This is a genomic window from Frigoribacterium sp. CFBP 8751, assembly GCF_014841545.1.
In the GTDB taxonomy this organism is placed as follows: Bacteria; Actinomycetota; Actinomycetes; order Actinomycetales; family Microbacteriaceae; genus Frigoribacterium.
Genome location: NZ_JACYUB010000006.1, coordinates 45,041 through 70,656, shown reverse-complemented (window position 1 = coordinate 70,656; position 25,616 = coordinate 45,041). Strand labels below are relative to the sequence as shown.

Here is a 25,616-nt window from a genome sequence, read left to right as displayed (position 1 = left end):
CGTTGATGGTCGTTCGTCGTGGGTTGCTGACACGTCAGCGCCCCGAGGGGCTGCTCGCGCCCGTCTCGTGTCGGGACTCGGCGCGGTAGTAGGAGTTGTTGGCGGCGTAGGCGTCGGCACCCTTGGTCGGCACCATGCTGAGCACGACGCCCACCACGCGACCGCCGACGCGGTCGAGGGCCGCGCGGGCGGCGGTGGCGTCGGAGATCTGCGTCCGTGAGGCCGCGATGACCATCAAGGCCCCGTCGGCCACCGTGCTCACGACGGCCGCGTCGGTGACCGGGAGGACCGGTGCGGCGTCGATCACGACGTGGTCGAATTCGTGGGCGAGGTCGGTGAGCAGGGTCGACATGCCCTGCGAACCCAGCAACTCGCTGGGATTGGGGGGGATGGCGCCGGCGGGCAGGACCATGAGTCGGTCACGACCCCAGGGCTGGAGGACGTCGTCGACCTCGGCGCGGCCGATCAACACGTCGGTCAGACCGGCCGCGCCTTCGAGACCCATTCGATCGGCGACCTGGGGGCGACGGACGTCGGCGTCGACCAGGACGACCCGCGCGCCGCTGTCGGCGAGGGCGATGGCGAGGTTGCACGCGACGGTGGTCTTGCCCTCGCCTTGGCTGGGAGAGGTGATGACGAGGGTCGTCAGGTGTCCGCCCACCGAGGCGAACCGGAGGTTCGTGCGCAGCGTGCGGAACGCCTCGGCCCGGTGGTCGTGCGGGTCGCTGTGCACGATGAGGGGTCGACGCTGGATGTCGGGGTCGTAGGTGATCGCGGCCATGGCCGGGGCTCCTGACGCGGCCTCGGCCGCGGCCGCGGTGCGGATGCGGGTGTCGAGGGTCGAGCGCAGGACGGCGAGCCCCAGGCCCGCCACGATCCCGAGCAGGGCGCCCAGGGCGGTGTTGACGACGGGCCGGGGTGATTCGGGCGAATCGGGGGTGTCGGCCCCTTGCACCAGCTCGAGTCTCACGACGCCGGCGGTCTCGACGTTCTCGATCGAGTCGACGACCCGGCTCAGGGTCGTGGCGATGGCGTCGGCGATGCGTGCGGACTGCTCTGCCGAGGGGTCAGCGGCCTCGATGACGACGAGTGCGGTGTCCTCGGGTGACGTCGCCGTCACGGACTCGGCGAGTTCGCGCGATGAGACGTCGAGTCCCAGTTCGTCGATGACGGGCCCGAGGACCCGGCTCGAGCTGGCGATGTCGACGTACGAGAGGACCTTCTGCTGGGCGGCGGTGCTGCCCTGGACCACGTCACCGGTGGTGGCGTCGCCCGAGGCACGGACGACCACGTAGAGCTGGGCGGTCGACACGTACCGCGGGGTCACGACGGACGAGATCGCCAGGGCGATGCCGGCTCCGACCGCGGAGGCCATGAGGACGATCCACCACGAGCGTCGAGCCAGTCGGGCGTAGTCGCGCAGATCCATGTTCTTCTCCTCGAAGTCGCACGGTGACCGTGCTCGGGCTGCCCTCTCGGACATGAACTATTCTTGCATTTCAGACATCATCCGGCAAGAGTGAATATAAATATATACTTCGCGAGGGTGTCCCGCTGCGGCGTGCCGGACGGCGTCCATCCGTCCGGAGTCTCGTCACGAGGACTGAGGAGGGGGCGCCGCCCGTTCGTGGTCGAGGTGCGCCCGGCTCACGGCGTCGACCGCGACGGCATCGGACCGCCTCAGCACCGTCGAGATGGTCCGCGCCACGATGCTGAGCTCGGCGCGGAGGGACGGGTGGCGGACGTAGTGAACGTCGTAGGCGAGGCGCTCGTCCCATGACGAGGTGTGACGTCCTGAGACCTGCGCCAGGCCCGATGCCCCCGGTCGGGCCCGGAAGCGGTGGCGCTCGACGTCGGTGAACCAGCCTGAGTAGCGGGGCAGGGTCGGACGAGGTCCGACCAGGGACATGTCGCCCCGCAGGACGTTCACGAGGCTCGGCACCTCGTCGAGGCTCGAGACGCGCAGGAAGGCTCCGAGTCGGGTGATTCGTCGTTCATCGGGCAGCAGCTCGCCGTCGGCCCCCCGTTCGTCGCTCATCGAACGGAACTTGACCAGGCGGAAGATCCGACCGTCGCGCCCGAGGCGCTCCTGACGGAAGAGCACGGGCCGACCGAGGTCGACCGCGACCGCAGCGGAGACCACGGCGAGCACGGGCGCGCTCACGGCGAGCCCGACGGCCGCGGCGACCAGGTCGGCCGTCCGCTTGAGGGCGTCGAGTCGCGGGCGGGCGCACGCTGCTCGCTCGAGGATCGACTCGAACCGGTCGACGCCTCTCCGGAGGGAGAGTTCGGCGTCGTAGAAGCGGCGTCCTGCCGCTCCGAGGAGCTCTCTCTCGTCGGGGTCCAGTCGGGCGAGGTCCCGAAGGGCGCCGGCCAGTCGAGCGGGGTCGGAGGGGGGCACGACCGGACCCGCGCCCGCTCGTCGTACGAGCTCGGCCGCGTCCCCGTGGACGGCCATCACGACGGGGCGTCCGGCCCTCAGGCAGGCCTGGGTCTTCGACGGGACCGTGACGCGGTAGAGGGGATCGTCGGTGAGGTGCACGATCAGGGCGTCGGAGGACTGCTGCATCCTCGCGGCTTCCTCGACGGACACGCGGTCCGTGAACTCGACGTTGGACAGTCGCTCGACCTGGGCGCGGCGCCGCAGGCGGTCGGCGTCGAGGCCGTCGCCGACCACGCGGATGGTGACGTCGGGTGTGTCCGACAGCAGGGCGGCGGCGTCGAGGAGGGTGTCGACGCCCTGGGCGGGGCCGACGTTGCCCGCGAAGGTCGCCACGAACCGGCCGGCCCGGCCGGCCCGGCCGGCCCGGCCGGCGGGGGCGCCCGGGGCCAGGGGGGCCGGGGCCGCAGGTTCCGCCGGGGAGGGCTCGTGGGCCCAGTTGGGGATCGTCGAGACAGCCTCGGGGCGTCGCGATCGTTCGGCCACGACGCGGGTCATTCCCGGGGACAGGGTCACCACGTGCTCTGCGGCGGCGGTGACCCGAGCGGTCATCGCTCCGAGGACGCGCACGAGCACTCGGTTGCGCATCATGCCACTGCTGGTCACGGTTTCGGGCCAGAGGTCTTGGACGTCGAGCACGAACGGCACGCCCCTCAGGTGTTTGAGCGCCCAGGCGGCGATGCCGGCCGTGGGGTTGTAGACGTAGGCCACGTCGGGTCGATCGACGAGCAGGGCCGCGAGCGACGCGCTCGCGACGAAAGATGCGTAGTTCAGGGCTCGGCGGGCGGCGGAGTCGTCATGACTGGGGTAGAGCGGGACGCGGGTCACCGTGATGCCGTCGACGGACTCGCGGGCGAACGGACGCTGCCGCCACCCCGGATAGAGGCGACCACTCGGGTAGTTGGGGAAGCCGGTCAGCACCTGGACGTCGTGGCCCCGACGGGTCAGTTCGCGGGCGAAGGCCATGCCCTTGAGGGTCGGCTCGGGGTCGAAGAACTGGGTGATCAACAGGATCTTCATCGTCGCGGACCGATCGTCGCATCGCGGCGGGTGGTGGGTGTGCGGGTCATGGGACTCCTCGCGTCTCGGGTCGGCACCATCAGCTCCCTGCCGACGTACCAGTGAAATATACTAATATTTAGGTTTCCTCGTGTCAACGGCGAGACGACCTGCTGTCGAGACGGCGACGGGCCCCGAGGTGTCTCGGGGCCCGTCGGTCGGTGTGGGTCTGTCTCAGCGGGTGCCGTCGAGCGGGAAGGGGATGCTCTGGTCGGCGCCCGGTCCGCCGGTCTGGACGAACACGGCGGCGGTGTAGGTGGTGGGTCCGAAGCCGCGGCTGATGCTCCAGCTGCCGTCGGCGCGGACCTCGGTGCTGACCTCGCCGCCGCGGCCTTGGCCGAAGGGGTGCAAGGTCACGGTCGCGCCGGCGTCGCCGGTGCCGGTGAGGGTGGTGCGTCCGGTGGGCGAGACGGTGCCGTCTCCGTCGATGATCAGTGACGGGGTGCGGGTGCCGTCGAGCGGGAAGGGGACGCTCTGGTCGGCGCCCGGTCCGCCGGTCTGGACGAACACCGCCGCGTTGTACTTCGACGGTCCGAAGCCGCGGGCGATGTTCCAGGTGCCGTCGGCGCGGACCTCGGTGCGGACTTCGCCGCCGCGGCCTTCACCGAAGGGGTGGAGGGTCACGGTCGCGCCGGGGTGACCGGCGCCCGTGAGGGTGGTGCGTCCGGTGGGCGAGACGGTGCCGTCTCCGTCGATGATCAGCGAGGAGGTGCGGGTCCCGTCGAGCGGGTGGGCCACGGTCTGGTCGGCGCCGGGGGCGCCGGTCTGGACGAACACTGCCGCGTTGTACTTCGACGGTCCGAAGCCGCGGGCGATGTTCCAGGTGCCGTCGGCGCGGACCTCGGTGCGGACTTCGCCGCCGCGGCCTTCACCGAAGGGGTGGAGGGTCACGGTCGCGCCGGGGTGACCGGTGCCGGTGAGGGTGGTCAACCCGGTGGGCGAGACGGTGCCGTCGCCCTCGATGGTGAGGTCCCGGGTCTCGGGGGCCGGTTCGACGTTCTCGGATGCGGTGAAGGTCCGGGTCGAGGTCAGGGGCTTCAGCGAGTCCCAGTAGGGCGTCTCGACGACGGTCATCGTGTGCTCACCCGGGGTCAAGGATGCCGTGGCATCCAGCTCGAGAGTCCACGTGCCGTCGGCCAGGACGTCGGCGTCACCGAGCGTCGCTGCGGGCTCGTCCGTGCCCCCGACGTCGGTGCTCAGGGTGACGATCGAGCCGGGGATGCCCTCGCCCGTGAACACGTCCGTGTCGACGTCGATGGTCTCGCCCTCGGCGGGCGAGACGACGTCGAGCGGGAACGTCTCGGGCGCGGTGTTCTCGTCGGTCGCCTCCAGGACGATGGGGGTCTTCTCGGACATGTCGGTCCCGCGGACGGTGATCAGGTCGATCTCTTCGCCGGCGTACTCGGGGTCGACGGTGATCGCGTAGGCGCCGTTCCACGTGACGCCCGTGCCGCCGATGTATCTGCCGTCGAACTGGGCGATGACGCCGGGCACGTCGAACTCGTTCGCGAAGTAGCTCGTGGTCCCGAGGATGCTCATGGTGCCGTCGCTGTTGACGCCGACGGAGTGCGCCAGCGGTGCGGCGAGGGGCGAGGGTGCGGGGAGCTCGGCCGGGGTCAGCGGGATGTCGAGGGAGCGGCCCCGGTCGGGGGACCCGATGCCGGTGACGGTCGCGGTCTGGCCCTCCAGCGAGCCGTCGAGGACGAACGAGAAGCGCCCGTGGAGGCCAGACACCTGCTCGCGGTGCTCGCCGACCCGGATCTCGGCCTGGTGGGCCCGGTTCACGATGACCCGGACGACGATGTCGCCCGTCGAGCTGCGGTGCACGGACGAGAGGAGCGGGCGGGCAGGCGTCGTCGGGTCGACGTCTTCCGTGGGGGCGACCGTGAACGTCGCGCTCGTCTCCTGCTTCGGAGCCGAGGCCCACGTGGGAGTCTCGGTCACAGCGGTCCGGTACGAACCGGCGGGCAGCGCGGGCGACGTGCAGCTCCAGTCGCCCAGCGACGTGACGCGGGTCTCGCAGAGCGTCGAGGAGGCGCGGTTCGTCTTCTCGTCGCGCGTCACGACGATCTGCGAGTTCGGGATGCCGGACCCGGCGAACGTCGCCTCGGGGGCCGCCAGCACGTCGCCCGCGGTGGGCGATGCGACCTCGAGCGGGTGGACGTCCGAGGCGGTGTTGCGTTCGGTGGGGACGAGCTCGACCTGAGCTGTCTCGCTCCCGTGGCCACGGTAGTAGGCCGTCACCTCGATGACCTCGCCGGCGCGCGAGGCGGGCACGGTCAGCGAGAACGATCCGTTCTCGGACGGGAAGTCCCACGACATGCCGGAACGGTTGGCCCACACCTCGGTCTTCGAGAACAGGTCGGGCTGGTGCGCCACGGTCCCCTCGATCACGAAGTGGCCGTCGTCGTACTGGCTGACGGCGTGGATGACGGGCGTGCCGGGTGCCTCGTTCTCGCCCTCGGCGTACTGGGTCTCGAGGACGAACTCGACCTCGACCTTCCCCTGTGGGGTGTACGAGACGAGTGTGGCCTTCTTGCCCCGGTCGGCGACGTCGACGAGCGTGGCGAAGCGATCGTTCCAGACGGCGGCGCTGTAGCTGCCCCCTCCCTCGACGATGACCCCCGCGAGTCGGGCGCCCGGCGCCATGCCGGCGACGGACAGCTTGTCGCCCTCGCTCGGTTCGACGAACGCGATGCGGGGTGCGGACGGGGCCGTGGGCGACGCGGACGGCGCCTCGGCCGGGGCCTGGTCGGTGATGGCGGGGGCCGCGTGGGCTGCGGCGGGGGCGAGGGTGCCCACGGCGAGGGCCGCGAGGCCGACGGCGGTGAGGCCTGATCTGATCGTGCTCATGTCTTCTTCCGGATGGGGGAAAGGGAAGACCGATCGGGGCGGCCAACCGATACTCTACATTCCACACGCCCGAGAAGCGACTCCGAGCACGGCTCAGTCGATCGAGCGCTGCACTCCCTTGACCGGCAGCATCAACACGAGTCCGGCCAGCAGCACGAGCGCGATGCCGACGATGCCGAACCGGGTGTCGCCCGTCGCCGACACGAACAGCGTGAAGAGCCCCGGCGCGAGGAAGCTCACGGCTCGCCCGGTCGTCGCGTACAACCCGAAGATCTCGCCCTCGCGCCCGGGCGGCGTCACCCGCGCCAGGAACGACCGGCTCGCGGACTGGATCGGCCCGACGAAGAGGGCCAGCGCCAGGCCGAACACCCAGAACAGGTTCGTCGCCGTCCCGATGGCGAGCACCGCGAAGGCGGCGATCACGAGCCCCACCAGCGACCCGACGATGATCGTCTTGGCGCCCAGACGGTCGTCGAGCCACCCGCCGACGAAGGTGCCGATCCCCGCGACGAGGTTGGCGCCGACGGCGAAGTAGATGACCATGCTCGGCGAGAACCCGAACACCTGCGCCGCGATGATCGCCCCGAAGGTGAAGACGGCCGCGAGGCCGTCACGGAACACGGCGCTGGCCAGCAAGAACAGCAGCACCTGGCGGTTCGTGCGCCACAGCTTGGCGATCGTCGACCCCAGGAGGCGGTACGAACGCCACAATCCCACCCGGGCCCGCGCGGCGGTGGCGGGCAGCTCGGGCACCGACAGCAGGACCGGCACCGCGAAGATCGCGAACCACGCCGCGGCGACGACGATCGAGAGGCGGACGTCCCACGCGCCTCCTGCCGTTCCCGTGGCGACGCCGAACAGGCCGCCGCGTCCTTCGGTTCCGAAGCTCTGGAGGAAGGCGACCAGCAGCAAGACCAGGAGGACGATGCCGCCGACGTAGCCGAGGCCCCAGCCGAAGCCCGACACCTTGCCGATCGTCCTGGGCGTCGAGACCTGCACGAGCATCGCGTTGTAGTTGACGCTCGCGAACTCGAAGAAGAGGTTGCCGACGGCCAGCAGGGCGGCGCCGAAGACGAGGAGGTCGGGCACGGGGGCGACGAAGACCATCGCGGCCATCGCGAGCACGACCAGGCCGGTGTTGACCGCGAGCCAGAGCTTGCGACGGCCCGAACCGTCGCTGCGCTGGCCGAGCACGGGCGCCAGCAGGGCGATCAGCACGCCGGCGATCGTCAGGGCCGTCGAGATGACCGTCGCGTTCTCGGCCTTGGCCAGCACCAGCGCCGGGTTGCGGGTGTCGTCTCCGGCTGCCGCGACGATCGCCGGGTCGACGAAGGCGCCGCTCGCCAGGTAGGTGCTGAAGACGAACGAGGTCACCACCGCGTTGAAGGCGGCCGAGCCCCAGTCCCAGAGGGCCCACGAGATCACGCGGCGGCGCGGGATCGGGGTGCTGTCGGCGAGCGTCTGCGCTGCGGTCATGGGGGTCAACCTAATGGGCGTCCGTGGCCGACGGGGGCCGCGCCTCATCGTCCGGGGCGGTCGCGACGACCCCCGTTCGAGACTTGAGTCTTTCTGGCTCAACTTTCAGGTTCGCAGCTTGACGTCGGCCGCAGCGTGAGTAAAGTTGAGCCAGGCCGACTCAAGGCCGGCCCCCAAGGCTTTCGTCACACCGCACCACGAAGGAGAAAAGCACATGGCACGTGCAGTAGGAATCGACCTCGGCACCACCAACTCGGTCGTCAGCGTCCTCGAGGGTGGCGAGCCCACCGTCATCGCGAACGCCGAGGGTCTGCGCACGACCCCCTCGGTCGTCGCCTTCACCAAGGACGGCGAGGTGCTGGTCGGCGAGACCGCCAAGCGCCAGGCCGTCACCAACGTCGACCGCACCATCGCGTCGGTCAAGCGTCACGTCGGCACCGACTGGAAGGTCGAGATCGACGACAAGAAGTACACCCCGCAAGAGATCAGCGCTCGCATCCTCGGCAAGCTGAAGCGCGACGCCGAGCAGTACCTGGGCGAAGAGGTGACCGACGCGGTCGTCACCGTCCCGGCTTACTTCAACGACTCCGAGCGCCAGGCCACGAAAGAGGCCGGCGAGATCGCGGGCCTGAACGTCCTGCGCATCATCAACGAGCCGACCGCGGCCGCCCTCGCCTACGGCCTCGACAAGGGCAAGGAAGACGAGCTCATCCTGGTCTTCGACCTCGGTGGCGGAACGTTCGACGTCTCGCTGCTCGAAGTGGGCAAGGACGAAGACTTCTCGACCATCCAGGTGCGCAGCACCTCGGGTGACAACCGCCTCGGTGGCGACGACTGGGACAACCGCATCGTCGAGCACCTCATCAAGAAGTTCAAGGACGCCCACGGCGTCGACCTCTCGACCGACAAGATCGCCAAGCAGCGCCTCAAAGAGGCCGCCGAGCAGGCCAAGAAAGAGCTGTCGTCGAGCACCTCGACCAGCATCCAGCTGCCGTACCTCACGCTGACGGCCGACGGCCCGCTCAACCTCGACGAGACCATCTCGCGCTCGCAGTTCGAGCAGTGGACGAGCGACCTGCTCGACCGCACCAAGAAGCCGTTCAACGACGTCATCAAAGAGGCGGGCGTGAAGGTGGGCGACATCGCCCACGTCGTGCTCGTCGGTGGCTCGACCCGCATGCCCGCCGTGACCGAGGTCGTCAAGCAGCTCACCGGTGGTCAGGAGCCCAACAAGGGCGTCAACCCCGACGAGGTCGTCGCCGTGGGCGCCGCCCTGCAGGCCGGCGTGCTGAAGGGCGAGCGCAAGGACGTGCTGCTCATCGACGTCACCCCGCTCAGCCTCGGCATCGAGACCAAGGGTGGCGCGATGACCAAGCTCATCGAGCGCAACACGGCCATCCCGACCAAGCGCAGCGAGACCTTCACCACGGCCGACGACAACCAGCCGTCCGTCGCGATCCAGGTCTTCCAGGGCGAGCGCGAGTTCACCCGCGACAACAAGAACCTCGGCACCTTCGAGCTGACCGGCATCGCCCCGGCCCCCCGCGGCGTCCCGCAGATCGAGGTCACCTTCGACATCGACGCCAACGGCATCGTGCACGTGTCCGCGAAGGACAAGGGCACCGGCAAGGAGCAGTCGATGGTCATCTCGGGCGGCTCGTCGCTGTCGAAGGACGACATCGAGCGCATGGTCCGCGAGGCCGAGGAGAACGCCGCCGAAGACAAGGCGCGTCGTGAGGCCAACGAGACCCGCAACTCGGCCGAGCAGCTCGTCTACTCGATCGAGAAGCTGATCAAGGAGAACGACGAGAAGCTGCCCGCGGACGTCAAGTCCGAGGTGCAGGCCGACGTCGACTCGCTGAAGTCCGCCCTCGCCGGCGACGACGAGTCCGCGATCAAGCCCGCCTTCGACAAGCTCAACGAGAGCCAGCAGAAGCTCGGCCAGGCGATCTACTCGCAGAGCCAGGCCGACCAGGCCGGTGCTGCCGGTACGGCCGGCCCCGAAGGTGCTCCCGCCGACGGCCAGGCCCAGGGCGACGACGAGGACATCGTCGACGCCGAGGTCGTGGACGACGACGACAACGACAAGAAGTAGAGGCGGTCGGCATGACTGACGACAACAAGACGCCCGACGACGAGCCGCGTCCCGCGACCCCGTCCGAAGACGGTGGCACGGCCGACGTCGTCGAACCAGACGAGCTCGTCGACGCCGAGGCTCCCGACGTCGAGGTCCCGGCCGACGCCGCGGCCCCGGCCGGGGCCAAGGCCGCGGCCGAGTCGATGGCCGAGGCGCCCGAGGGCACCGAGACGCTGAGCGCCGACGACGAGGCCATCCTCGACGCGGCCAGTGCCGACCTGGTCGCCGACATGCGACAGGACATGCTGCGTGCTCAGGCCGAGTTGGTGAACTTCCGGAGGCGCGTCGAGCGTGACCGTGAGGCCAACCGTGAGGCCGTGGTCGCCGAGGTCATCCGGTCGTTGCTGCCGGCGCTCGACGACCTGGCCCGTGCCGAGCAGCACGGCGACCTGGCCGAGGGCCCGATGACCGTCATCGCGCAGAAGATCCGCGGGGGGCTCGACAAGTTCGGCCTCACGCAGATCGGTGCCAAGGGTGACGTGTTCGACCCCAGCAAGCACGACGCGCTGGTCCAGCTGCCGAGCGCCGACGTCACGGTCAACACCGTGGCCGACGTGATCGAGCCGGGCTACACGATCGGCGACCGCGTCATCCGCGCCGCCAAGGTCGCGGTGCACACCCCCCAGTAGCACCCCGGTGACGGTCGGCCCCCGCGCCGCCCTTCACCACCCCCGGCGACGCGAGTCGCGACCGGCGGTGGGCTCCTCGACGAGGTGCCCACCGCCTCCCCCGTTCTCTTCCGGTCGCTGCCAGGCAGCGACCTCCAGTCAAGGAAGGAGGTGCCGCATGGCGAGTCAGGACTGGTTCGACAAGGACTTCTACGCCGTCCTCGGTGTCTCCAAAGACGTCACGCCCGCCGAGCTGAAGAAGGTCTACCGCAAGCTCGCGCGCAAGTACCACCCCGACTCCAACCCGGGTGACGCCGCCAGCGAGGCGAAGTTCAAAGAGATCAGCGAGGCGCACTCGGTGCTCTCCGACCCCGAGCAGCGTCGCGAGTACGACCAGGTCCGGGCCATGGGCGGCGGTGCCCGGTTCGCGGCCGGCAGCGGTGGCCCCGGAGGCGCGGGTGGCGGCTTCGAGGACGTCTTCGGCGGCATGTTCAACCAGGGCGGGCAGCGCACGCAGTTCCGTCAGGGCGGCGGCGGTGGCTTCGACGACATCTTCGGCGGCATGTTCGGCGGCGGCGGCTTCGGCCAGACGAGCGGCGGCTACCGCGGCTTCGGCGGACCACAGAAGGGCCGCGACATGACGGCCACGACGACCCTCGACTTCCAGACCGCGATCGTCGGCGAGACCATCACGCTGCAGGCGTCGAACGGCAAGCCGATGAAGGTCCGCATCCCGGCCGGCGTCCACGACGGGCAGAAGATCAAGCTGCGCGGCCGGGGTGAACAGAGCCCCGACGGCGGTGAGGCCGGCGACATGGTGCTGACCGTCGCCGTCCGCAAGCACCCCGTGTTCGAGCTCGACGGCAAGAACCTGCGGCTCGACGTGCCCGTCACGTTCGCCGAGGCGACCCTCGGTGCGACCATCGAGGTGCCCACCCTGGGCGGTGACCCCGTGCGACTGCGCGTCGCGCCGGGCACGCCGTCGGGCCGCGTGCTGCGGGTCAAGGGCCGTGGCGTGCACGCCAAGGACGGCGTCGGCGACCTGCTCGCCACCGTCCAGGTCGCGGTGCCCGCCCATCTCAACGACAGGGCACGCGAGGCCGTCGAGGCCCTGGCGGCCGCGCTGCCGGCCGAGAACCCGCGCGACGACCTGATCGCCCGCGCGCGGGCCTGACGAGACCGACCCGACCCGCGCCTCCTCGGCGGCAGGTCCCGAGCGACGAGACAGGAGACGAGATGGACCGACCGGACCCCACCCAGTGGCCGATGGACGAGCACTCGCCCCTCTTCGCCATTGCGACGGCCGCCGAACTCTCGGGCCTGCACGCGCAGACGCTCCGCCAGTACGACCGGCTCGGACTCGTCGTTCCGCAGCGCACGGCGGGCAAGTCGCGCCGTTACTCGATGCGCGACGTCGTGCAGCTCCGCGAGATCGCACGACTCGGCGGCGAGGGCATCTCGCTCGAGGGGATCAAACGCATCCTCGAGCTCGAGAACCAGGTGACGGCGCTCCAATCGCGCGTCCGCGAACTCGAGCGGGCCCTGGCCGACGAGATGGTCAACCGGCCCGGGGCCCGTGTCTTCGCCGCGGGTGAGAGCGGGGTCGTGCCGCTGCGGCACGGCACCCGCCCGTCGCGGCAGACCTCGGTGGTCGTGTGGCGGCCGCTGCGCTGAGGCCGCAGGGGCGGACGGGCGGCGGCCCGCGCCTCCCCGGCCCGACCGATACCGTGGTGGCGTGATCGACTTCGCGCAGCTCCGCCGGTGGCCCGACGTCGAGGCGCCCGAGCTCGTCGCGCACGACGCGACCGATCGACTGCTGCTCGACACCGCGCAGGAGGCGCTGGTCGCCCACCCGAGACACGTCACCGTCATCGGCGACCGCTACGGCGCCCTGACCCTCGGCGTCGCCGACGTCGTGGCAGCGCACGCCGACGGCGCGGAGGTCCGTGTCCACCAGGACGCCCTGTCCGGAGAGCGCGCCCTCGAGGCCAACGCCCGGGCGGTGTCCCCGCGGGCTCGCTGGACGTCGCACGGCCTCGAGCCCGACCTCGTCTCGGGCGCTCGCGTGGTCCTCGTGCAACTGCCGCGCGGCCTCGACGCCCTCGACGAGATCGCCGAGCTGATCGCCGCTCACGCCCACCCCGGGGTGCAGGTCTTCGCCGGGGGACGCGTCAAGCACATGACGACGGCCATGAACGAGGTGCTGCGTCGGCACTTCGGCGAGGTGCAGGCGGGATTGGCGCGCCAGAAGTCGCGGGTGCTCACCGTGGCGGGGCCCCGACCCTCGGGGGTGTCGGGCTGGCCCCGGTCCGGACGTCACGGCGATCTCGTGATCGTGGCCCACGGTGCCGCCTTCGCGGGTACCACGATCGACATCGGAACACGGGTGCTCCTGGCAGCACTCGAGGCGGCCCCGCCCGGGGCCCGTCACGTCGTCGACCTCGGCTGCGGCACGGGCGTCCTCGGTGTGAGCTACGCCCGCGCGCACCCGGCCTCGACGGTCGTCGCCACCGACCAGTCCCGGGCCGCGGTCGACTCGGCGACCGCCACCATCGCCGCGAACGGTCTCGGCGAACGCATGGAGGCGCGGCGCGACGACGCGGGAGGCTCGCTGCCCCCGGGCTCCGCCGACCTGGTGCTGCTCAATCCGCCGTTCCACGTCGGGGCGACCGTTCACCCGGGCATCGCCCACAAGCTCTTCGACGCAGCAGCGCGGCTGCTCCGCCCCGGCGGCGAGTTGTGGTGCGTGTGGAACAGCGCCCTCGCGTACCGGCCCGTCCTCGAGCGCGTCGTCGGTCCGACCCGCCAGGTGTCCCGTACGGCGAAGTTCACCGTGACGGTGTCGACCCGGCGTTGAGGCTGTCGGCGGGGAAGAGGTCAGTCGTCTGGTGTGAGCGAGGCGTCGATGAACGACAGCAGGGAGAGGGCGTAGGCGTCCTCGGGGTCGCCCGAGAGGTGTGACTCGTCGTTCTCGGCACCGGGGCGACGCGTTCGGACGTCGTAGGCGACCGTCTCGCCGTCGAGTCCCTCGCCCAGCGCGGGCACTCGCGAGAGGGACCGGAAGGCGCGTCCGAGCAGGTCGCGTAGCTGGTCCTCTCGAGGCAACCACAGGCTGTCGTCCGCGGCGACCGAGTCGAGTGCCCATTCGGTCGTGCCGTTGAAGCCCAGGACCGTTCCGGTCGGGTGTTCGTGGGCCTCGATGGTCATGTCGCTCAAGATGAACACCTCGTCGCCGAACGCGTCCCCGTCGATGACGAAGCGGTCGCCGGGGCGGGGACGCCAACGCAATCCGGATCGCCGGAGTCGGCGGGCGAGGTCGATGCTCAACATCGGACCATGATGCGCCCGCCGACTGACAGCCGGCAGCCCGCACCGATCGGGACGGGCCGAACCCGCTCACCGGCTCGTGACGACGCTGCCCGTGGTGCCGTTCTCGTTGACGACGGGCGCGGCGCCGGCGTGACTCACCGTGTTGTCGTCGCCTGCGAAGTCCACCAGCTCGACGGAGTCGATGACGACGGCCAGCTTCGTCCCCTCGACGACGAGGTGTCGAACGGTGCCGAGCGAGACCGTCCCGCCCGTGCCGATCACGCTCACCGTGTCGCACGCGTCGGTGAAGACGGTCTCGGGGGCCCCGGCTTCGACGACGACCGCCGCGGTCCCGTCGACGCACACGCCGGTCACGAACGGCTCGGGCGTCGTCTCGCCGGTCGTCTCGTGGGGGCGGTCACCCCGGTCGTCGGGAGACCCGTTCGAGGTGCACCCGGTCAGTCCGGCGACCAGGGCGAGACCGCAGAGACCGGCGACCCCCGCGTGGCTCCTTCGCGTCGGACGCCACGACCGGGCGTCCCCCTTCGTCGACGTCATCGTGAGGGAGCCCAGGTCAGGTCGGGCAACCGGTCGCCCTGTCCGTTCATGGCCTGCTGCTCGATCACGAGCACGTAGTCGTGATCGGGCCCCCACGCCCGGTCGAACCGCCAGCGACCCGCACGGTCGGCCTCGACGGTGCGGTAGACGGTGTCGCTGACGCCGGACCGGACCGTGACCGTCGCGAAGGGAGTGGCGGTGCCCTCGAAACGGACGGGAACGAGGTTCTCGTAGGTGTCGCCGACCTCGGGGGTGCTGAGGGTCAGGGGGGCGAAGACCGGCGCCGTCACCGTGATGGTCGCCTCCGAGGTCGTCTCGTCCGGGTTGGTCTGGGTCACGGTCACGACGTGGTCTCCCGTCGCCGACCACGACCGGGTCGGCAGGGACCATCGGCCCTCGGTCGTCACCTCGGTGTCACCCAGCTCGACCCGGCTGCCGGCGACCGTCGCCACGGCGGACACCCGGGCGCGCGGTGTGCCGACGCCGCTCAACGTGTTCGGGCCCGGCCGGAACATCTCGCCGTCGACGTGACTGGTGATGCGGACCGGCACCGTGGACGACCGGTGGTCGAGGTGCAGGATCGATCGGCGGACGTCGGACCCCCGGGTGGCGACGAAGCTGATGTCGTAGCCGGCGGCCGTGGGCCCGAGGTAGCGGTCGAACGACCAGGACCCGTCGAGTCCACTGACGGCAGTGCCCATGAGGGTGTTCCACTGGTTGCGGGCGACGACGGTCGTGTTCGGGGCGGCACGACCGACGAAGGTGGTCACGCCCTCGGTGTAGGTGCTGTTGTGCGCCGGGCTCGTCACCTGGAACGCGAGGCTGCCGCCGTAGACGAGTCGCAGGCTGGTGACCTGCGGCGTCCCGCCGGGCATCGTCGCGGTGAAGGTGAGCTCGTAGCCCGTCGAGGTGGGCCCGAGGTTGCGGTCGAACGCCCACGTGCCGTCGGTGGCGTCGGCTGATCCCATGAGGGTGTTCCACTGGTTCTTGGCCACGACGGTCGACCCCACGGGGGCCGTGCCTCGGAAGGTCGTCGTGCCCACGTCGTAGAGCTGGCCGTCCACGTGGCTGGTGACGCGGAGCGGTAGGTCGGCGGCGACGCGGGTCACCGCGATGCTGACGCTCTGGACGTCGTCGCCCGTCGTCTGGACGACCGTGAGGGTGTTCGGGCCGGTGGCGAGGTCGCGCGTGGGCCGGACGGTCCAGGTGCCGCCCTCGACGGTGCCGGTGCCGATGACCTGGCCGGGAGCCGTCTCGACGGAGATCGTGGCCCCGTCGTGGCCGTGACCGGAGATCGTCGGGCGGGGCGTGGTGACCGTCGTTCCGTCGGCCGGGCTCTCGATCGTGGGTGCGGTGATCACCGGGGGTTCGGGTGTCCCTTCGGGATTGAGGGTGACGGTCGCGACGGTCGTGTTGCGGCCACGCCCGCTCTGCGTCGCCTCGAGGACGTGCCTCGTCGAGTCGACGTCCACGGTCGTCCGCAGGCTCCAGCGACCGTTCTGCAAGACCGTCGCGCTGCCGAGGACCGTCTGGCGCCCCTCTTCGCGGACCCGGATGCCGGCCCCGGGCTCGCCCGTGCCGGTCATCTCGACCCGACCGCCGCCGTGGGCGGCGTCGTCGACCGGGGTCGTGACGGCCACCGCGGCGCCGTAGGACACGGTCGTCGTGACGTGGCCGGCGACCTCACCGTCGATCTCTTGTCGGACGGACACGTCGTGGTCGCCACCGGCGTCGGGGGCGGAGACGGGCGTGGACCAGATGCCTGCGCCCGACGACGCGGGAACCCGTGCGAGTTCGGATTCGTCGGAGTCCCGGACGACGACGACGGCGCCGGGGTGTGCGGTGCCCGACAGGACGGCCCGATCGCCGTGATCTGCGGGGAAGGTGACCCGGGTGATCAACGGGCGCACGGCGAGCTCGACGTCGAGACTGGTCTCGGCGGTTGGGACCTGGTTCTCGTACTGGGTGAAGGTGAGCGGGTTCGAGCCCAGGGCGAGCCCGGTCAGGGGTCCCGACCACGTCCCGTCTGCCCCGGCCCGGAACTCGGGCCCCACGGGGGTGCCGGGCAGGCCTTCGACGACGACGTAGGACTCGGGTGCGGCCTGGCCCGAGACGACCGCCGAACGGTTCGGGATGTCGACCGAGTCGACGTCGACGGAGAACGCCCGGAGGTCGTCGACGTCGCCGACGACCCTCAGTCCGCCCTCGGCGCCGAAGCCGAGGACGTTCCAGGTGTAGAGGCCGCTGGCCTCGACGAAGGTCGTGGGCCCCGTGACGGTGAGGCCCGGGTGGGCCGCGCTCTCGAGTCGGTCGCCGACGACGCGGAAGCGGCGGGCGTCGTCGTCGTCGCAGAGCTTCTGGTAGACGACTTCGAGGGCGGCGTGCTCGACGGCGGCGACGGAGGATGCGCAGCGTCGCGACGCGGGGTCGCGCAACTGGAACCACCCGCCCGGGGACGGCAGGACGTCGAGGCGGAGGGCTGCCCCCTCGGCGGCCTCGGCCGTCGGGTGCGTCGAGTACCCCGTGACGACGCCCTGGTCGTAGCTGAACTCAGGGGTGAAGTACGCCCCCGGCCCGCCTTCGAAGACGAGGGTGGCGCTGCCGGTCGATCGAGGGAGGGGGGTGAGGGGCGCCTGGGCCGACGGTTCGTCGGCAGAGGGGGGAGCCGGTGCCGCTGTCGCCGCGGGCGAGCCCAGGATCAGTGAGGCGACGGCGGTGGCGACCGCGAGCCCCAGGGCGCCTGTGCGCGTGAACGTGATGTGCATGGAGTCGTCTTTCTGGTCGTGGCAGGGAGACCGACGCATCGGTACCGAAATGCTAGACGTAGAAAGAGATATGACACAACGGGAATGCTCGCGCCTGTGGACAGCCCAATCGCGCTGTCCGGCGCGGGCGGTGCCCGGCTCAGGTCGTGGCGACGGGGCGGAACGCCTCCGGTGGGGGGTCGGTGAGGACGGCGTCGACGTCGAGGTCCGACGCGTCCAGCGGGGGGACTGTCGCGTGCGAGATCAAGGGGTGGACGGGGCGGACGTCGTCCTCGCCGACGCCGTTGAGTTCTTCGTGGAGTTTCTCGCCGGGTCGGAGCCCGGTGAAGACCACGTCGACGTCGCGACCCGACAGGGCGATCATGCGCTCGGCCACGTCGAGGATCTTGACGGGTTCACCCATGTCGAGGATGAGTGCTTCGCCGGGCCCTCCGATGGCTCCGGCCTGGATGACGAGGTGACAGGCCTCGGGGATGGTCATGAAGAACCGGGTGGCGTCGGGGTGGGTGACGGTCAGGGGGCGGCCCGTGGCGATGAGGTCGCGGAAGAGCGGCACCATGCTGCCCCGGCTGCCGAGGACGTTGCCGAACCGGACCGACAGGTAGCGTTGCCCGCTCTTCTCGGCCGCGCCTGCCGTGAGCCGCTCGGCGAGGCGCTTCGAGCGGCCGAGCACGCTGGTGGGGTTGGCGGCCTTGTCGGTCGAGATGTTGACGAAGGTCTCGACGTCGACGGCTGCCGCTGCCTCGAGCACGTTGAGCGTGCCCATCACGTTGGTCTGCCAGGCTTCGGCCGGGTACTGCTCGAGCATGGGCAGGTGCTTGAGGGCGGCCGCGTGGAAGACCACCTCGGGGCGTCGTGCGCGGAAGATGGTCGTCAGGGCGGTGGCATCGCGGATGTCGGCGAGGACGACGTCACGGGTGTCGAGCAGGCCGTGGCCGCTGAGCGTGACCTGGACCGATTGCAGGGCGGTCTCGTCCCGGTCGAGCATCATCAGCTCGGCAGGGGCGAAGCGAGACAACTGGCGACAGAGCTCGCTGCCGATCGAGCCGCCGGCACCGGTGACGAGCACCCGGCGACCTCGCACGTAGTCGGCGATCGACTCGACGTCGGTGTCGACGGGGCGTCGTCCGACGATGTCCTCGACCGAGACGTCGCGCAGGTCGCTGGTGCTCGACCCGCCGGTCAACAGGTCGTCGAGCGGTGGCACGGTCAGGATGCGGAGGCCGATCGCCGACGCGCGTTCGGTCAGGTCGCGCACCAGTGCCGCGTCGGCCCGGGCGACGGCGAGGACGAGGGTCTCGGCGCCGGTTCGCCGGGCCGCATCGGCGAGTTCGTCGCGGCCGCCGGCGATGGTGATGCCGGCGATGCGCAGCCCCCGGCGAGTCGGATCGTCGTCCAGCAGCTCGACGGGTCGCAAGGGGCTGGTCGGGTCGGTGAGCAGCTGGCGCACGAGGTGCTCGCCGAGCACGCCGGTGCCGAAGACGAGCGTCGGAGCCGCATCGGGCCGGGGTCGCAGGGCGCGTTCGACGCGCCCTCGGACGAGCGTGCGGGTGCCGGCCATGATCAGGGCGGCAACGGGGAACGCCACGAGGGGCAGCGAGGGGGGCCAGGCGGATGTCGGGATGGCCGGCCCCGGAGGCACGAGCGGCACCACGGATGCCGCGACGCCGACGATCAGGGCGGAGGCGACCAGGCCGTGGGCTTCGGCCAGGCTGCCGGGGAGCCAGCGGCGACGGTAGAGGCCGATCGCGAGTCCGGCGACGAGCTGGGCCACGACCGTGAACAGGACCGCCGAGGCGACCCCGGTGCCGGTCTCGGGCTCGACGAGTCCGACCAGCAGGGCGGTCGAGGTGATCGCCGCCGACCACGCGAGGGCGTCGACGGTCATCGCGAGAGGGCGTGGGTACGACCTGGAGGCGCGGGCCGGCTCGGCCGGAGAGCCGCGGCGGGCAGGGGCGGTGGGTGGGGAAGCCACGGGCATGGTCACCTCGCGAGGAAGTCGGGATGTCACCGTTCGGTGACTCGATCCAATCTAACATTTTACTTATGGATGAGCAATGCCACGTGCTGACGGAGCGATGCGGACGAGGGACTGTTCCTCGGCCGTCACGGCACAGCACGAAGCCCGACGCCCTTCCGGGTCGTCGGGCTTCGGTCGGGGGAGGCGGATCAGCGCGCGGTGACCGTGTTGCTCTCGGGGGCGTCGCTGAGGTCGTCGACGGCGGGGGCTCCACCGGTGTGGGTGAGGGTGTTGCCGGTGCCGGCGAACAACAAGCTGGTCACTCCCTCGGTGGTGAGGGTGTTGTCGTTGCCTTCGATCGACAGCGTGGTCACGGCGCCCAGTGTGACGTCCGTGGCGTTGCCGAGGATCGAGACCGTTTCGCAGTCACCGAACGTGACGGGCTCGCCGGTGGCCTGGATCTGGGCGAAGCCGTCGACGCACTCGCCGAGGTGCGCCTCGGCCTGGGCCTCGGCCTGCTGTGCCTGGTCGGTGACGGCGGTCGGGGTGGGGGTCGGCTCGGGGCCGCCGTCAGTGGTGCAGGCGGCGAGGCTCAGGCTCAGAGCGGTGACCGAGAGGGCGGTGGCGAGCAGTCGGCGGGTGGGTCGTGCCATTGCGGAGGATCTCCTTGGTCGTGGTGTGGTGCGCGCCGGAACGGTCGGTGGCGGCGGTGCGGTGGGGTCGAGAAGGCGAGGGCCCGGCAGCCGTGGAGGTGCCGGGCCCTCGTGGGGTGGGTGCGGTGTTACGGGGTGGGGGTGGGGACGAGCCGCAGGGTCATCTCGCTGACCTTGCCGTCCTGTTCCGGCTGGCTGATCACGATGTCGTAGGCCTTGGTGCCGCCGAGGCCGCGGGCCATGGTGTAGTCGCCCTGTGCGTTCGCGACGGTGGTCGTGGCGTACTGGGGGTAGTCCTTGCCGAACCAGTAGAACGTGACGGTGGCGTTGGAGGACGCCTTGCCGCGGATCGTGGTCAGGCCCGTGGGGGCGAAGGCGTCGCCGTCCTGGTGGCTGCTGACGGTGAGGTCGGCAGGGCCGGTCGCTTCCGGCACGAGGCGCAGGGTGACTTCGCTGATCTTGCCGGCCTGGGCGGGCTGGGTGATCACGATGTCGTAGGGCTTCGTCCCGCCGAGGCCACGCGAGATCGAGTAGTCGCCCTGTGCGTTCGCGACGGTGGTCGTGGCGTACTGGGGGTAGTCCTTGCCGAACCAGTAGAACGTGACGGTGGCGTTGGAGGACGCCTTGCCGCTGATCGTGGTCTGACCGGTGGGGGCGAAGGCGTCGCCGTCCTGGTGGCTGCCGACGGTGAGGTCGACAGGGCCGACTCCGGCGGGCACCAGGCGCACGGTGACCTCGTTGACCTTTCCGGCCTGAGCCGTCTGGGTGAGGGTGATGTTGTAGGGCTGGGTTCCGCCCATGTTGCGCGAGATCGAGTAGTCACCCTGGTCGTTGGCGGCCGTGGTCGTCGCGTACTGGGGGTAGTCCTTGCCGAACCAGTAGGCCGTGACCGTGGCCTTCGGCGTCGCTTTTCCGCTCAGCGTGGTGGCGCCGGGCTGGGCGAAGGTGTCGCCGTCCTCGTGGCTGGTGAGCGTGAGGTCTGCCGGTGCGGCAGAGTCGTTCTCGGGGTTCAGCGTGACCGTGGAAGCGGTGGTGTTGTTGCCCTTGCCGGTCTGGCTGGCCTCGAGGACGTGCTTGCGGTCGTCGACGTCGGTGGTGCGGATGGTCCACTGACCGTTGGCGAGCACCTGGGCGCTGCCCAGGACGGTGCTGCGGCCCTGTTCGCGGACGGTGACCTGGGCGCCGACCTCACCGGTGCCGCGCAGGGTGACCGGGCCGCCGTCGTGGGCCACGCCTTCGACCGGAGCGGTGATCGCGACGCCGGCGCCGTAGGCGACGGTGACGACGATCTCACCGTTGGCCTCGCCGTCGATCTCTTGGTGGACGCGGACGTCGTAGTCGCCGCCGGCGTCGGGGGCGCCGATCGGGGTCGACCAGGCACCCGAGCCGAGGCGCGCCTCGGTGCGGGCGATCTCGTCGCCGTCGACGTCGCGGATCACGACGGTGGAGCCGGGGTGGGCGGTGCCGGACAGCACGGCGTCCTGCTCCAGATCGGTCGGGAACGAGACGGCACCGCGGACGGGCGTCACGTCGAGGACGACGTCGAGGGTGGTCTCGCCCGTCTTCTCACCATTCTCGTACTGCGAGAGCGAGATCGGGTTCGACCCCAGCGTGAGGTCGGTCACCGTGTGCGACCAGCGTCCGTCGGTGCCGGCCTGCACCTGTTCCGGGACGGCGGTGTCGATGAGGACGAACGACCCGGGGACGGCGGTGCCGGAGATGGCGGCCGTCCGGTTGGGGATGTCGACCGAGTCGACCTTGCCGGAGAAGCCGTTGATGGCGATCTCGGTCCGGACGCCCTGGATGTAGCTGTAGATGTAGCCGGTGCTCAGAGCCGCGGCGGCGTCGTTCAGCACGAACGAGAACGTGTTGTCCGCGGCCGCCTTCTCGATCTGGACCGCGTTGGGCGAGAGGCGGTCGGGACCCACGTAGACATTGGCGCCGGCCGCGCCGGACGCCTTGCCGCTGACCGTGACCTCGCCGTCGTCGCCGCGCACGACCTGCAGGTCGCTGATGGCGGGCAGCCGCCCCGTGGAGATGGTCTCCCACGTGCCCGACTCGCCGAACTTCAGACGGACGGTCTCGCCAGCGCTGAGCAAGGAGGACAGGGCGATCGTCGCGTCGCCGTCGTCGTTCGTTCGACCGGTCGTGCCGTTGCCCCCGGCCATGTCCTCGACGAACACGTCCTCGTTGTTCTCGCCTCCGGTGATCTCCAACGTCACAGTGTCGTCAGCCGCGTTGTACGACGAGGCATACGACTTCGCGTCGATCCCCTCGAATGAGAGCGGAGACGAGTTCGACAGGCCGAAGAACGAGTAACTACCGAATCGAACCGGGGTGCTCATCGGCGTGCCCGTGACTTTGTTCACGACACGGGAGTTGCCGTCGATCGAGAACAGAGTCGCGTCGGAACCGCACCTTCCGCCCAGGGCGACGAGGGGCGTGGGCGCGCTGGCATTGTAGAGGAGGCAGCCGTTGACGCCGCCATCCACGGCCCTCGCGTAGAAGTAGTCCCCGACCCTGGTGGTCGTGAAGACCATCGAATTGGATCGTGCATCAGCGAGGGTCTGATAGGTGCGGGTATTCCAAGCGGTCGGCGATGACTGACCGTAGATCGTCCCGTCGGCGCCTTGCCCGACGAACTGCACCTGAGATCCGTCGACGGGTGAGCTGGTGGTGGAAGGGGCTGAGGCGACGGCCGCAGGACCGAAGCTGAGGCCGGTCACGATCGTGGCTGCGGCCAGCCCGATCGCGCCGGTGCGCTTGAGAGTTTTCTTCATGTGAGAGAGGTGTTCTTTCATGTCTGGGCAGCGCGATGTGCCGCCAGGCGAACAGATAGTGAAATGTTAGACACAAAACAAGGCATGCACAACATGACGACCGCAAGGGCTTGCGATCCGGGCGTGTCGGCGTAAACTTGAGCCAGCACCACTCAAGTTTCGAGAAAGGCACATCCATGGCGAACATGCAGGGCGCTCCGGCCTCCACCGAGAAGCAGAAGACGGCCCTCGAGAAGTACGGCGTCGACCTCACCGCCATCGCCCGCCGCGGCAAGCTCGACCCCGTCATCGGCCGCGACGCCGAGATCCGTCGCATCAGCCAGGTGCTCACCCGCCGCACCAAGAACAACCCCGTCCTGATCGGCGAACCGGGCGTCGGCAAGACCGCCGTCGTCGAGGGTCTCGCCCAGCGCATCGTCGAGGGTGACGTCGCCGACAGCCTGAAAGACAAACGCCTGATCAGCCTCGACCTCGCCGCCCTCGTCGCCGGCGCCAAGTACCGCGGCGAGTTCGAGGAGCGTCTGAAAGACGTGCTGAGAGAGATCACCAAGAGCGACGGCCAGGTGATCACCTTCATCGACGAGCTGCACACCCTGATGGGTGCCGGCGGGGGCGAGGGCTCGGTCGCCGCTTCGAACATGTTGAAGCCGATGCTCGCCCGTGGCGAGCTGCGCCTCATCGGCGCCACCACCCTCGACGAGTACCGGCAATACATCGAGAAGGACGCGGCCCTCGAGCGCCGCTTCCAGCAGGTCTACGTCGGCGAGCCCAGCGTCGAAGACACGGTGGCCATCCTCCGCGGGCTCAAAGAACGGTACGAGGCGCACCACGGGGTCACGATCACCGACGGGGCCCTGGTGGCCGCCGCCTCCTTGTCGAACCGCTACATCCCCAGCCGTCAGCTGCCCGACAAGGCGATCGACCTCGTCGACGAGGCGGGCTCCCGCCTCAAGATGGAGATCGACTCGTCGCCCGTCGAACTGGACCAGCTCTACCGGGGGCTGGTGCGCCTCCAGATCGAGGAGCTCGCCCTCAAGAAGGAGACGGACGACGCCTCGCAGGCGCGTCTCGCCGCCCTGCGCGAGACCATCGCCCAGCAGCAGGCCGCCTACGACGACCTGAACGCCCGGTGGCAAGCCGAGAAGGCCGCCCTGCAGGGCGTCGGCACGTTGCGCAGCGACCTCAACGACGCCCGCATCGACGCCGACCGCGCCCTGCGCGAAGGCCGTTACGAAGACGCCGCCCGCATCAGCTACGAACGCATCCCCGACATCGAGAAGCGCCTCGCCGACGCCGAGTCGTTCGAGAAGTCCGGCGACCGGCTGGTCAGCGACTCGGTGACCGACGCCGACATCGCCGAGGTCGTCGCCGCCTGGACCGGAATCCCCGTCGGACGCCTGCTCAGCGGCGAGACCGAGAAGCTGCTGCACCTCGAGAGCGAACTCGGGAGGCGCCTCATCGGTCAGAAGGCGGCCGTCCAGGCCGTCAGCGAGGCGGTCCGGCGCACTCGCGCGGGCATCAGCGACCCCGACCGCCCGACCGGCTCGTTCCTCTTCCTCGGCCCGACCGGGGTGGGCAAGACCGAGCTCGCCAAGGCCCTCGCCGACTTCCTCTTCGACGACGAGAAGGCGCTCGTCCGCATCGACATGAGCGAGTACGGCGAGAAGCACAGCGTGTCCCGGCTCGTGGGCGCGCCTCCCGGGTACGTGGGCTACGAAGCCGGCGGCCAGCTGACCGAGGCCGTCCGCCGCCGCCCGTACAGCGTCGTGCTGATGGACGAGGTCGAGAAGGCCCACCCCGAGGTGTTCGACGTCCTGCTGCAGGTGCTCGACGACGGTCGGCTGACCGACGGGCAGGGTCGCACCGTCGACTTCCGCAACACGATCCTCGTGCTCACGTCGAACCTCGGCTCGCAGGTGATCACCGATCCCGGCCTCAGCGACCCCGAGAAGGAAGAACTCGTGCAGGGCCTCGTGCGTCAGGCCTTCAAGCCCGAGTTCGTCAACCGACTCGACGACATCGTCGTGTTCTCGACCCTCAGCACCGACGACCTCGGCCAGATCGTCTCGCTCTGCGTCGACCGCCTCGGCCGGCGGCTCACCGATCGCCGCCTCTCGCTCGCCGTCACCCCCGACGCGCGGGCCTGGCTCGCCGAGCGCGGCTACGACCCGATCTACGGTGCCCGTCCCCTGCGCCGCTTGATGCAGCGGCAGATCGACGACAAGCTCGCCATGGCGCTGCTCGGAGGCGAGATCGCCGACGGCGACACGGTGCGGGTGGACGTGGCGGACGGAGGTGAGGGTCTGAGTGTCGCCCGGTACGACGTCGGCGAGCCCACGCCCGACGACCTGGACGACCTGCCCGCCTGATCCCGGCAGACTGGAACCATGCGCACCTGGGTGAAGATCTGCGGCCTGTCCACGCCCGAGACGGTCGACGCGGCCGTCGAGGCCGGGGCCGATGCCGTGGGGTTCGTGTTCGCGGCAGGCAGTCCGCGCACGATCGACCCCGAGAGTGCCCGCGAGTTGGCGGCGCGCGTACCGGAGGGCGTCGAGACGGTCGGCGTCTTCCGTGGCCAGGGCATCGGCACGGTGCTCGACCTCGCCCGCGCCTCCTCGGTGTCGACCGTCCAGCTGCACGGCGACGAGACCCCGGCCGACGTCGCCGCCGTCCACGCTGAGGGCTTCCGCGTGATCCGCGCCGTCAGCGCCGCCGTTTACGCGGCCGAACCCGAGGAGGCGCGGGTCGCGTTCCGCGAGGACGCCCTGCTGCTCGACGCGATCGACCCCGGCGCCGGCGCCGTCTTCGACGCCGCCCCGCTGCAGGTCACCCCACCGACCCGTGAGTGGCTGCTCGCGGGCGGGCTCACGCCCGACACCGTGGCCGGTCTGCTGGCGGGGCTGCGGCCGATCGGCGCGGTGGGCGTCGACGTCAGCTCGGGCGTGGAGTCGAGTCGTGGCGTGAAGAGCGTCGACCTGATCCGTGCGTTCGTGGACGCCGCCCGGGGCTGAGCGACCC

17 protein-coding genes are annotated in these 25,616 nt (G+C 70.5%); 7 read left to right on the top strand and 10 right to left on the bottom strand.

Translation table 11 applies throughout. The features are described 5' to 3' along the window. Window positions 1-34: 34 nt before the first annotated feature. The 4 genes from IFT88_RS13935 to IFT88_RS13920 form a co-directional block, all read right to left on the bottom strand. Window positions 35-1,429, bottom strand: coding sequence for a polysaccharide biosynthesis tyrosine autokinase (locus IFT88_RS13935; RefSeq protein ID WP_192121270.1), 1,395 nt, complete (start codon window positions 1,427-1,429; stop codon window positions 35-37). Between the two features lie 165 nt (window positions 1,430-1,594). Beyond that, window positions 1,595-3,460 carry a sugar transferase gene (locus IFT88_RS13930; protein ID WP_199859281.1) on the bottom strand — a complete coding sequence of 622 codons (1,866 nt, stop codon included), beginning with the start codon at window positions 3,458-3,460 and terminating at the stop codon, window positions 1,595-1,597. 213 nt (window positions 3,461-3,673) lie between these two features. After that, window positions 3,674-6,352 (bottom strand): hypothetical protein, encoded by a 2,679-nt coding sequence (locus tag IFT88_RS13925; protein WP_192121268.1) that lies wholly within the window; start codon window positions 6,350-6,352, stop codon window positions 3,674-3,676. 93 nt (window positions 6,353-6,445) lie between these two features. Next, window positions 6,446-7,828, bottom strand: coding sequence for an MFS transporter (locus tag IFT88_RS13920; RefSeq protein WP_192121266.1), 1,383 nt, complete (start codon window positions 7,826-7,828; stop codon window positions 6,446-6,448). 214 nt (window positions 7,829-8,042) lie between these two features. On the opposite strand from IFT88_RS13920, the gene dnaK reads away from it, so the two are divergent. The 5 genes from dnaK to IFT88_RS13895 all read left to right on the top strand — a co-directional run bounded on the left by dnaK (window position 8,043) and on the right by IFT88_RS13895 (window position 13,430). Continuing rightward, window positions 8,043-9,923, top strand: a complete 1,881-nt coding sequence (gene dnaK, locus IFT88_RS13915; protein ID WP_192121264.1) for a molecular chaperone DnaK — start codon at window positions 8,043-8,045, stop codon at window positions 9,921-9,923. 11 nt (window positions 9,924-9,934) lie between these two features. Further along, window positions 9,935-10,594 carry a nucleotide exchange factor GrpE gene (locus tag IFT88_RS13910; RefSeq protein WP_249409054.1) on the top strand — a complete coding sequence of 220 codons (660 nt, stop codon included), beginning with the start codon at window positions 9,935-9,937 and terminating at the stop codon, window positions 10,592-10,594. 157 nt (window positions 10,595-10,751) lie between these two features. Further along, on the top strand, window positions 10,752-11,747 hold the full coding sequence (locus IFT88_RS13905; RefSeq protein ID WP_056229837.1) for a DnaJ C-terminal domain-containing protein: 996 nt from the start codon (window positions 10,752-10,754) through the stop codon (window positions 11,745-11,747). Window positions 11,748-11,839: 92 nt separating this feature from the next. After that, window positions 11,840-12,247 (top strand): heat shock protein transcriptional repressor HspR, encoded by a 408-nt coding sequence (locus IFT88_RS13900; protein ID WP_043597756.1) that lies wholly within the window; start codon window positions 11,840-11,842, stop codon window positions 12,245-12,247. A gap of 61 nt (window positions 12,248-12,308) precedes the next feature. Further along, window positions 12,309-13,430, top strand: a complete 1,122-nt coding sequence (locus IFT88_RS13895) for a methyltransferase (protein WP_192121262.1) — start codon at window positions 12,309-12,311, stop codon at window positions 13,428-13,430. Between the two features lie 20 nt (window positions 13,431-13,450). Here the strand turns inward: IFT88_RS13895 and IFT88_RS13890 are convergent, their stop codons facing one another. From IFT88_RS13890 to IFT88_RS13865, 6 genes are all read right to left on the bottom strand, one after another. Then, complete coding sequence (locus tag IFT88_RS13890; protein ID WP_192121260.1) at window positions 13,451-13,903, bottom strand: pilus assembly protein CpaE; 453 nt, start codon at window positions 13,901-13,903, stop codon at window positions 13,451-13,453. Window positions 13,904-13,969: 66 nt separating this feature from the next. Continuing rightward, the gene (locus IFT88_RS13885) at window positions 13,970-14,440 is read right to left on the bottom strand and encodes a DUF3060 domain-containing protein (RefSeq protein ID WP_192121258.1); all 471 of its coding nucleotides are present in this window, start codon (window positions 14,438-14,440) and stop codon (window positions 13,970-13,972) included. Continuing rightward, window positions 14,437-17,205, bottom strand: coding sequence for a hypothetical protein (locus tag IFT88_RS13880; RefSeq protein ID WP_192121256.1), 2,769 nt, complete (start codon window positions 17,203-17,205; stop codon window positions 14,437-14,439). The genes IFT88_RS13885 and IFT88_RS13880 overlap by 4 nt, the downstream gene beginning before the upstream one ends. Window positions 17,206-17,344: 139 nt before the next feature. Beyond that, window positions 17,345-19,093, bottom strand: a complete 1,749-nt coding sequence (locus IFT88_RS13875; protein WP_192121254.1) for a polysaccharide biosynthesis protein — start codon at window positions 19,091-19,093, stop codon at window positions 17,345-17,347. Between the two features lie 281 nt (window positions 19,094-19,374). After that, entirely contained in the window at window positions 19,375-19,818 is a 444-nt protein-coding gene (locus IFT88_RS13870) for a DUF3060 domain-containing protein (protein ID WP_043597770.1), read from the bottom strand. A 128-nt stretch (window positions 19,819-19,946) separates the two neighbouring features. Beyond that, window positions 19,947-22,598 (bottom strand): Ig-like domain-containing protein, encoded by a 2,652-nt coding sequence (locus tag IFT88_RS13865; RefSeq protein ID WP_192121252.1) that lies wholly within the window; start codon window positions 22,596-22,598, stop codon window positions 19,947-19,949. A 176-nt stretch (window positions 22,599-22,774) separates the two neighbouring features. Between IFT88_RS13865 and IFT88_RS13860 the strand changes: the two genes are divergently transcribed. Together IFT88_RS13860 and IFT88_RS13855 are read left to right on the top strand one after the other, a co-directional pair. Next, window positions 22,775-24,967, top strand: coding sequence for an ATP-dependent Clp protease ATP-binding subunit (locus tag IFT88_RS13860; RefSeq protein WP_192121250.1), 2,193 nt, complete (start codon window positions 22,775-22,777; stop codon window positions 24,965-24,967). Between the two features lie 18 nt (window positions 24,968-24,985). Then, window positions 24,986-25,609 carry a phosphoribosylanthranilate isomerase gene (locus tag IFT88_RS13855; protein WP_192121248.1) on the top strand — a complete coding sequence of 208 codons (624 nt, stop codon included), beginning with the start codon at window positions 24,986-24,988 and terminating at the stop codon, window positions 25,607-25,609. The last annotated feature ends 7 nt before the right edge of the window (window positions 25,610-25,616 follow it).

Bases quoted from the DNA above. Each gene is read 5' to 3' on its own strand.
- IFT88_RS13935 (WP_192121270.1), bottom strand. From the start codon at position 1,429: ATGGATCTGCGCGACTACGCCCGACTGGCTCGACGCTCGTGGTGGATC.
- IFT88_RS13930 (WP_199859281.1), bottom strand. From the start codon at position 3,460: ATGAAGATCCTGTTGATCACCCAGTTCTTCGACCCCGAGCCGACCCTC.
- IFT88_RS13925 (WP_192121268.1), bottom strand. From the start codon at position 6,352: ATGAGCACGATCAGATCAGGCCTCACCGCCGTCGGCCTCGCGGCCCTC.
- IFT88_RS13920 (WP_192121266.1), bottom strand. From the start codon at position 7,828: ATGACCGCAGCGCAGACGCTCGCCGACAGCACCCCGATCCCGCGCCGC.
- dnaK (WP_192121264.1), top strand. From the start codon at position 8,043: ATGGCACGTGCAGTAGGAATCGACCTCGGCACCACCAACTCGGTCGTC.
- IFT88_RS13910 (WP_249409054.1), top strand. From the start codon at position 9,935: ATGACTGACGACAACAAGACGCCCGACGACGAGCCGCGTCCCGCGACC.
- IFT88_RS13905 (WP_056229837.1), top strand. From the start codon at position 10,752: ATGGCGAGTCAGGACTGGTTCGACAAGGACTTCTACGCCGTCCTCGGT.
- IFT88_RS13900 (WP_043597756.1), top strand. From the start codon at position 11,840: ATGGACGAGCACTCGCCCCTCTTCGCCATTGCGACGGCCGCCGAACTC.
- IFT88_RS13890 (WP_192121260.1), bottom strand. From the start codon at position 13,903: ATGTTGAGCATCGACCTCGCCCGCCGACTCCGGCGATCCGGATTGCGT.
- IFT88_RS13885 (WP_192121258.1), bottom strand. From the start codon at position 14,440: ATGACGTCGACGAAGGGGGACGCCCGGTCGTGGCGTCCGACGCGAAGG.
- IFT88_RS13880 (WP_192121256.1), bottom strand. From the start codon at position 17,205: ATGCACATCACGTTCACGCGCACAGGCGCCCTGGGGCTCGCGGTCGCC.
- IFT88_RS13875 (WP_192121254.1), bottom strand. From the start codon at position 19,093: ATGACCGTCGACGCCCTCGCGTGGTCGGCGGCGATCACCTCGACCGCC.
- IFT88_RS13870 (WP_043597770.1), bottom strand. From the start codon at position 19,818: ATGGCACGACCCACCCGCCGACTGCTCGCCACCGCCCTCTCGGTCACC.
- IFT88_RS13865 (WP_192121252.1), bottom strand. From the start codon at position 22,598: ATGAAGAAAACTCTCAAGCGCACCGGCGCGATCGGGCTGGCCGCAGCC.
- IFT88_RS13860 (WP_192121250.1), top strand. From the start codon at position 22,775: ATGGCGAACATGCAGGGCGCTCCGGCCTCCACCGAGAAGCAGAAGACG.
- IFT88_RS13855 (WP_192121248.1), top strand. From the start codon at position 24,986: ATGCGCACCTGGGTGAAGATCTGCGGCCTGTCCACGCCCGAGACGGTC.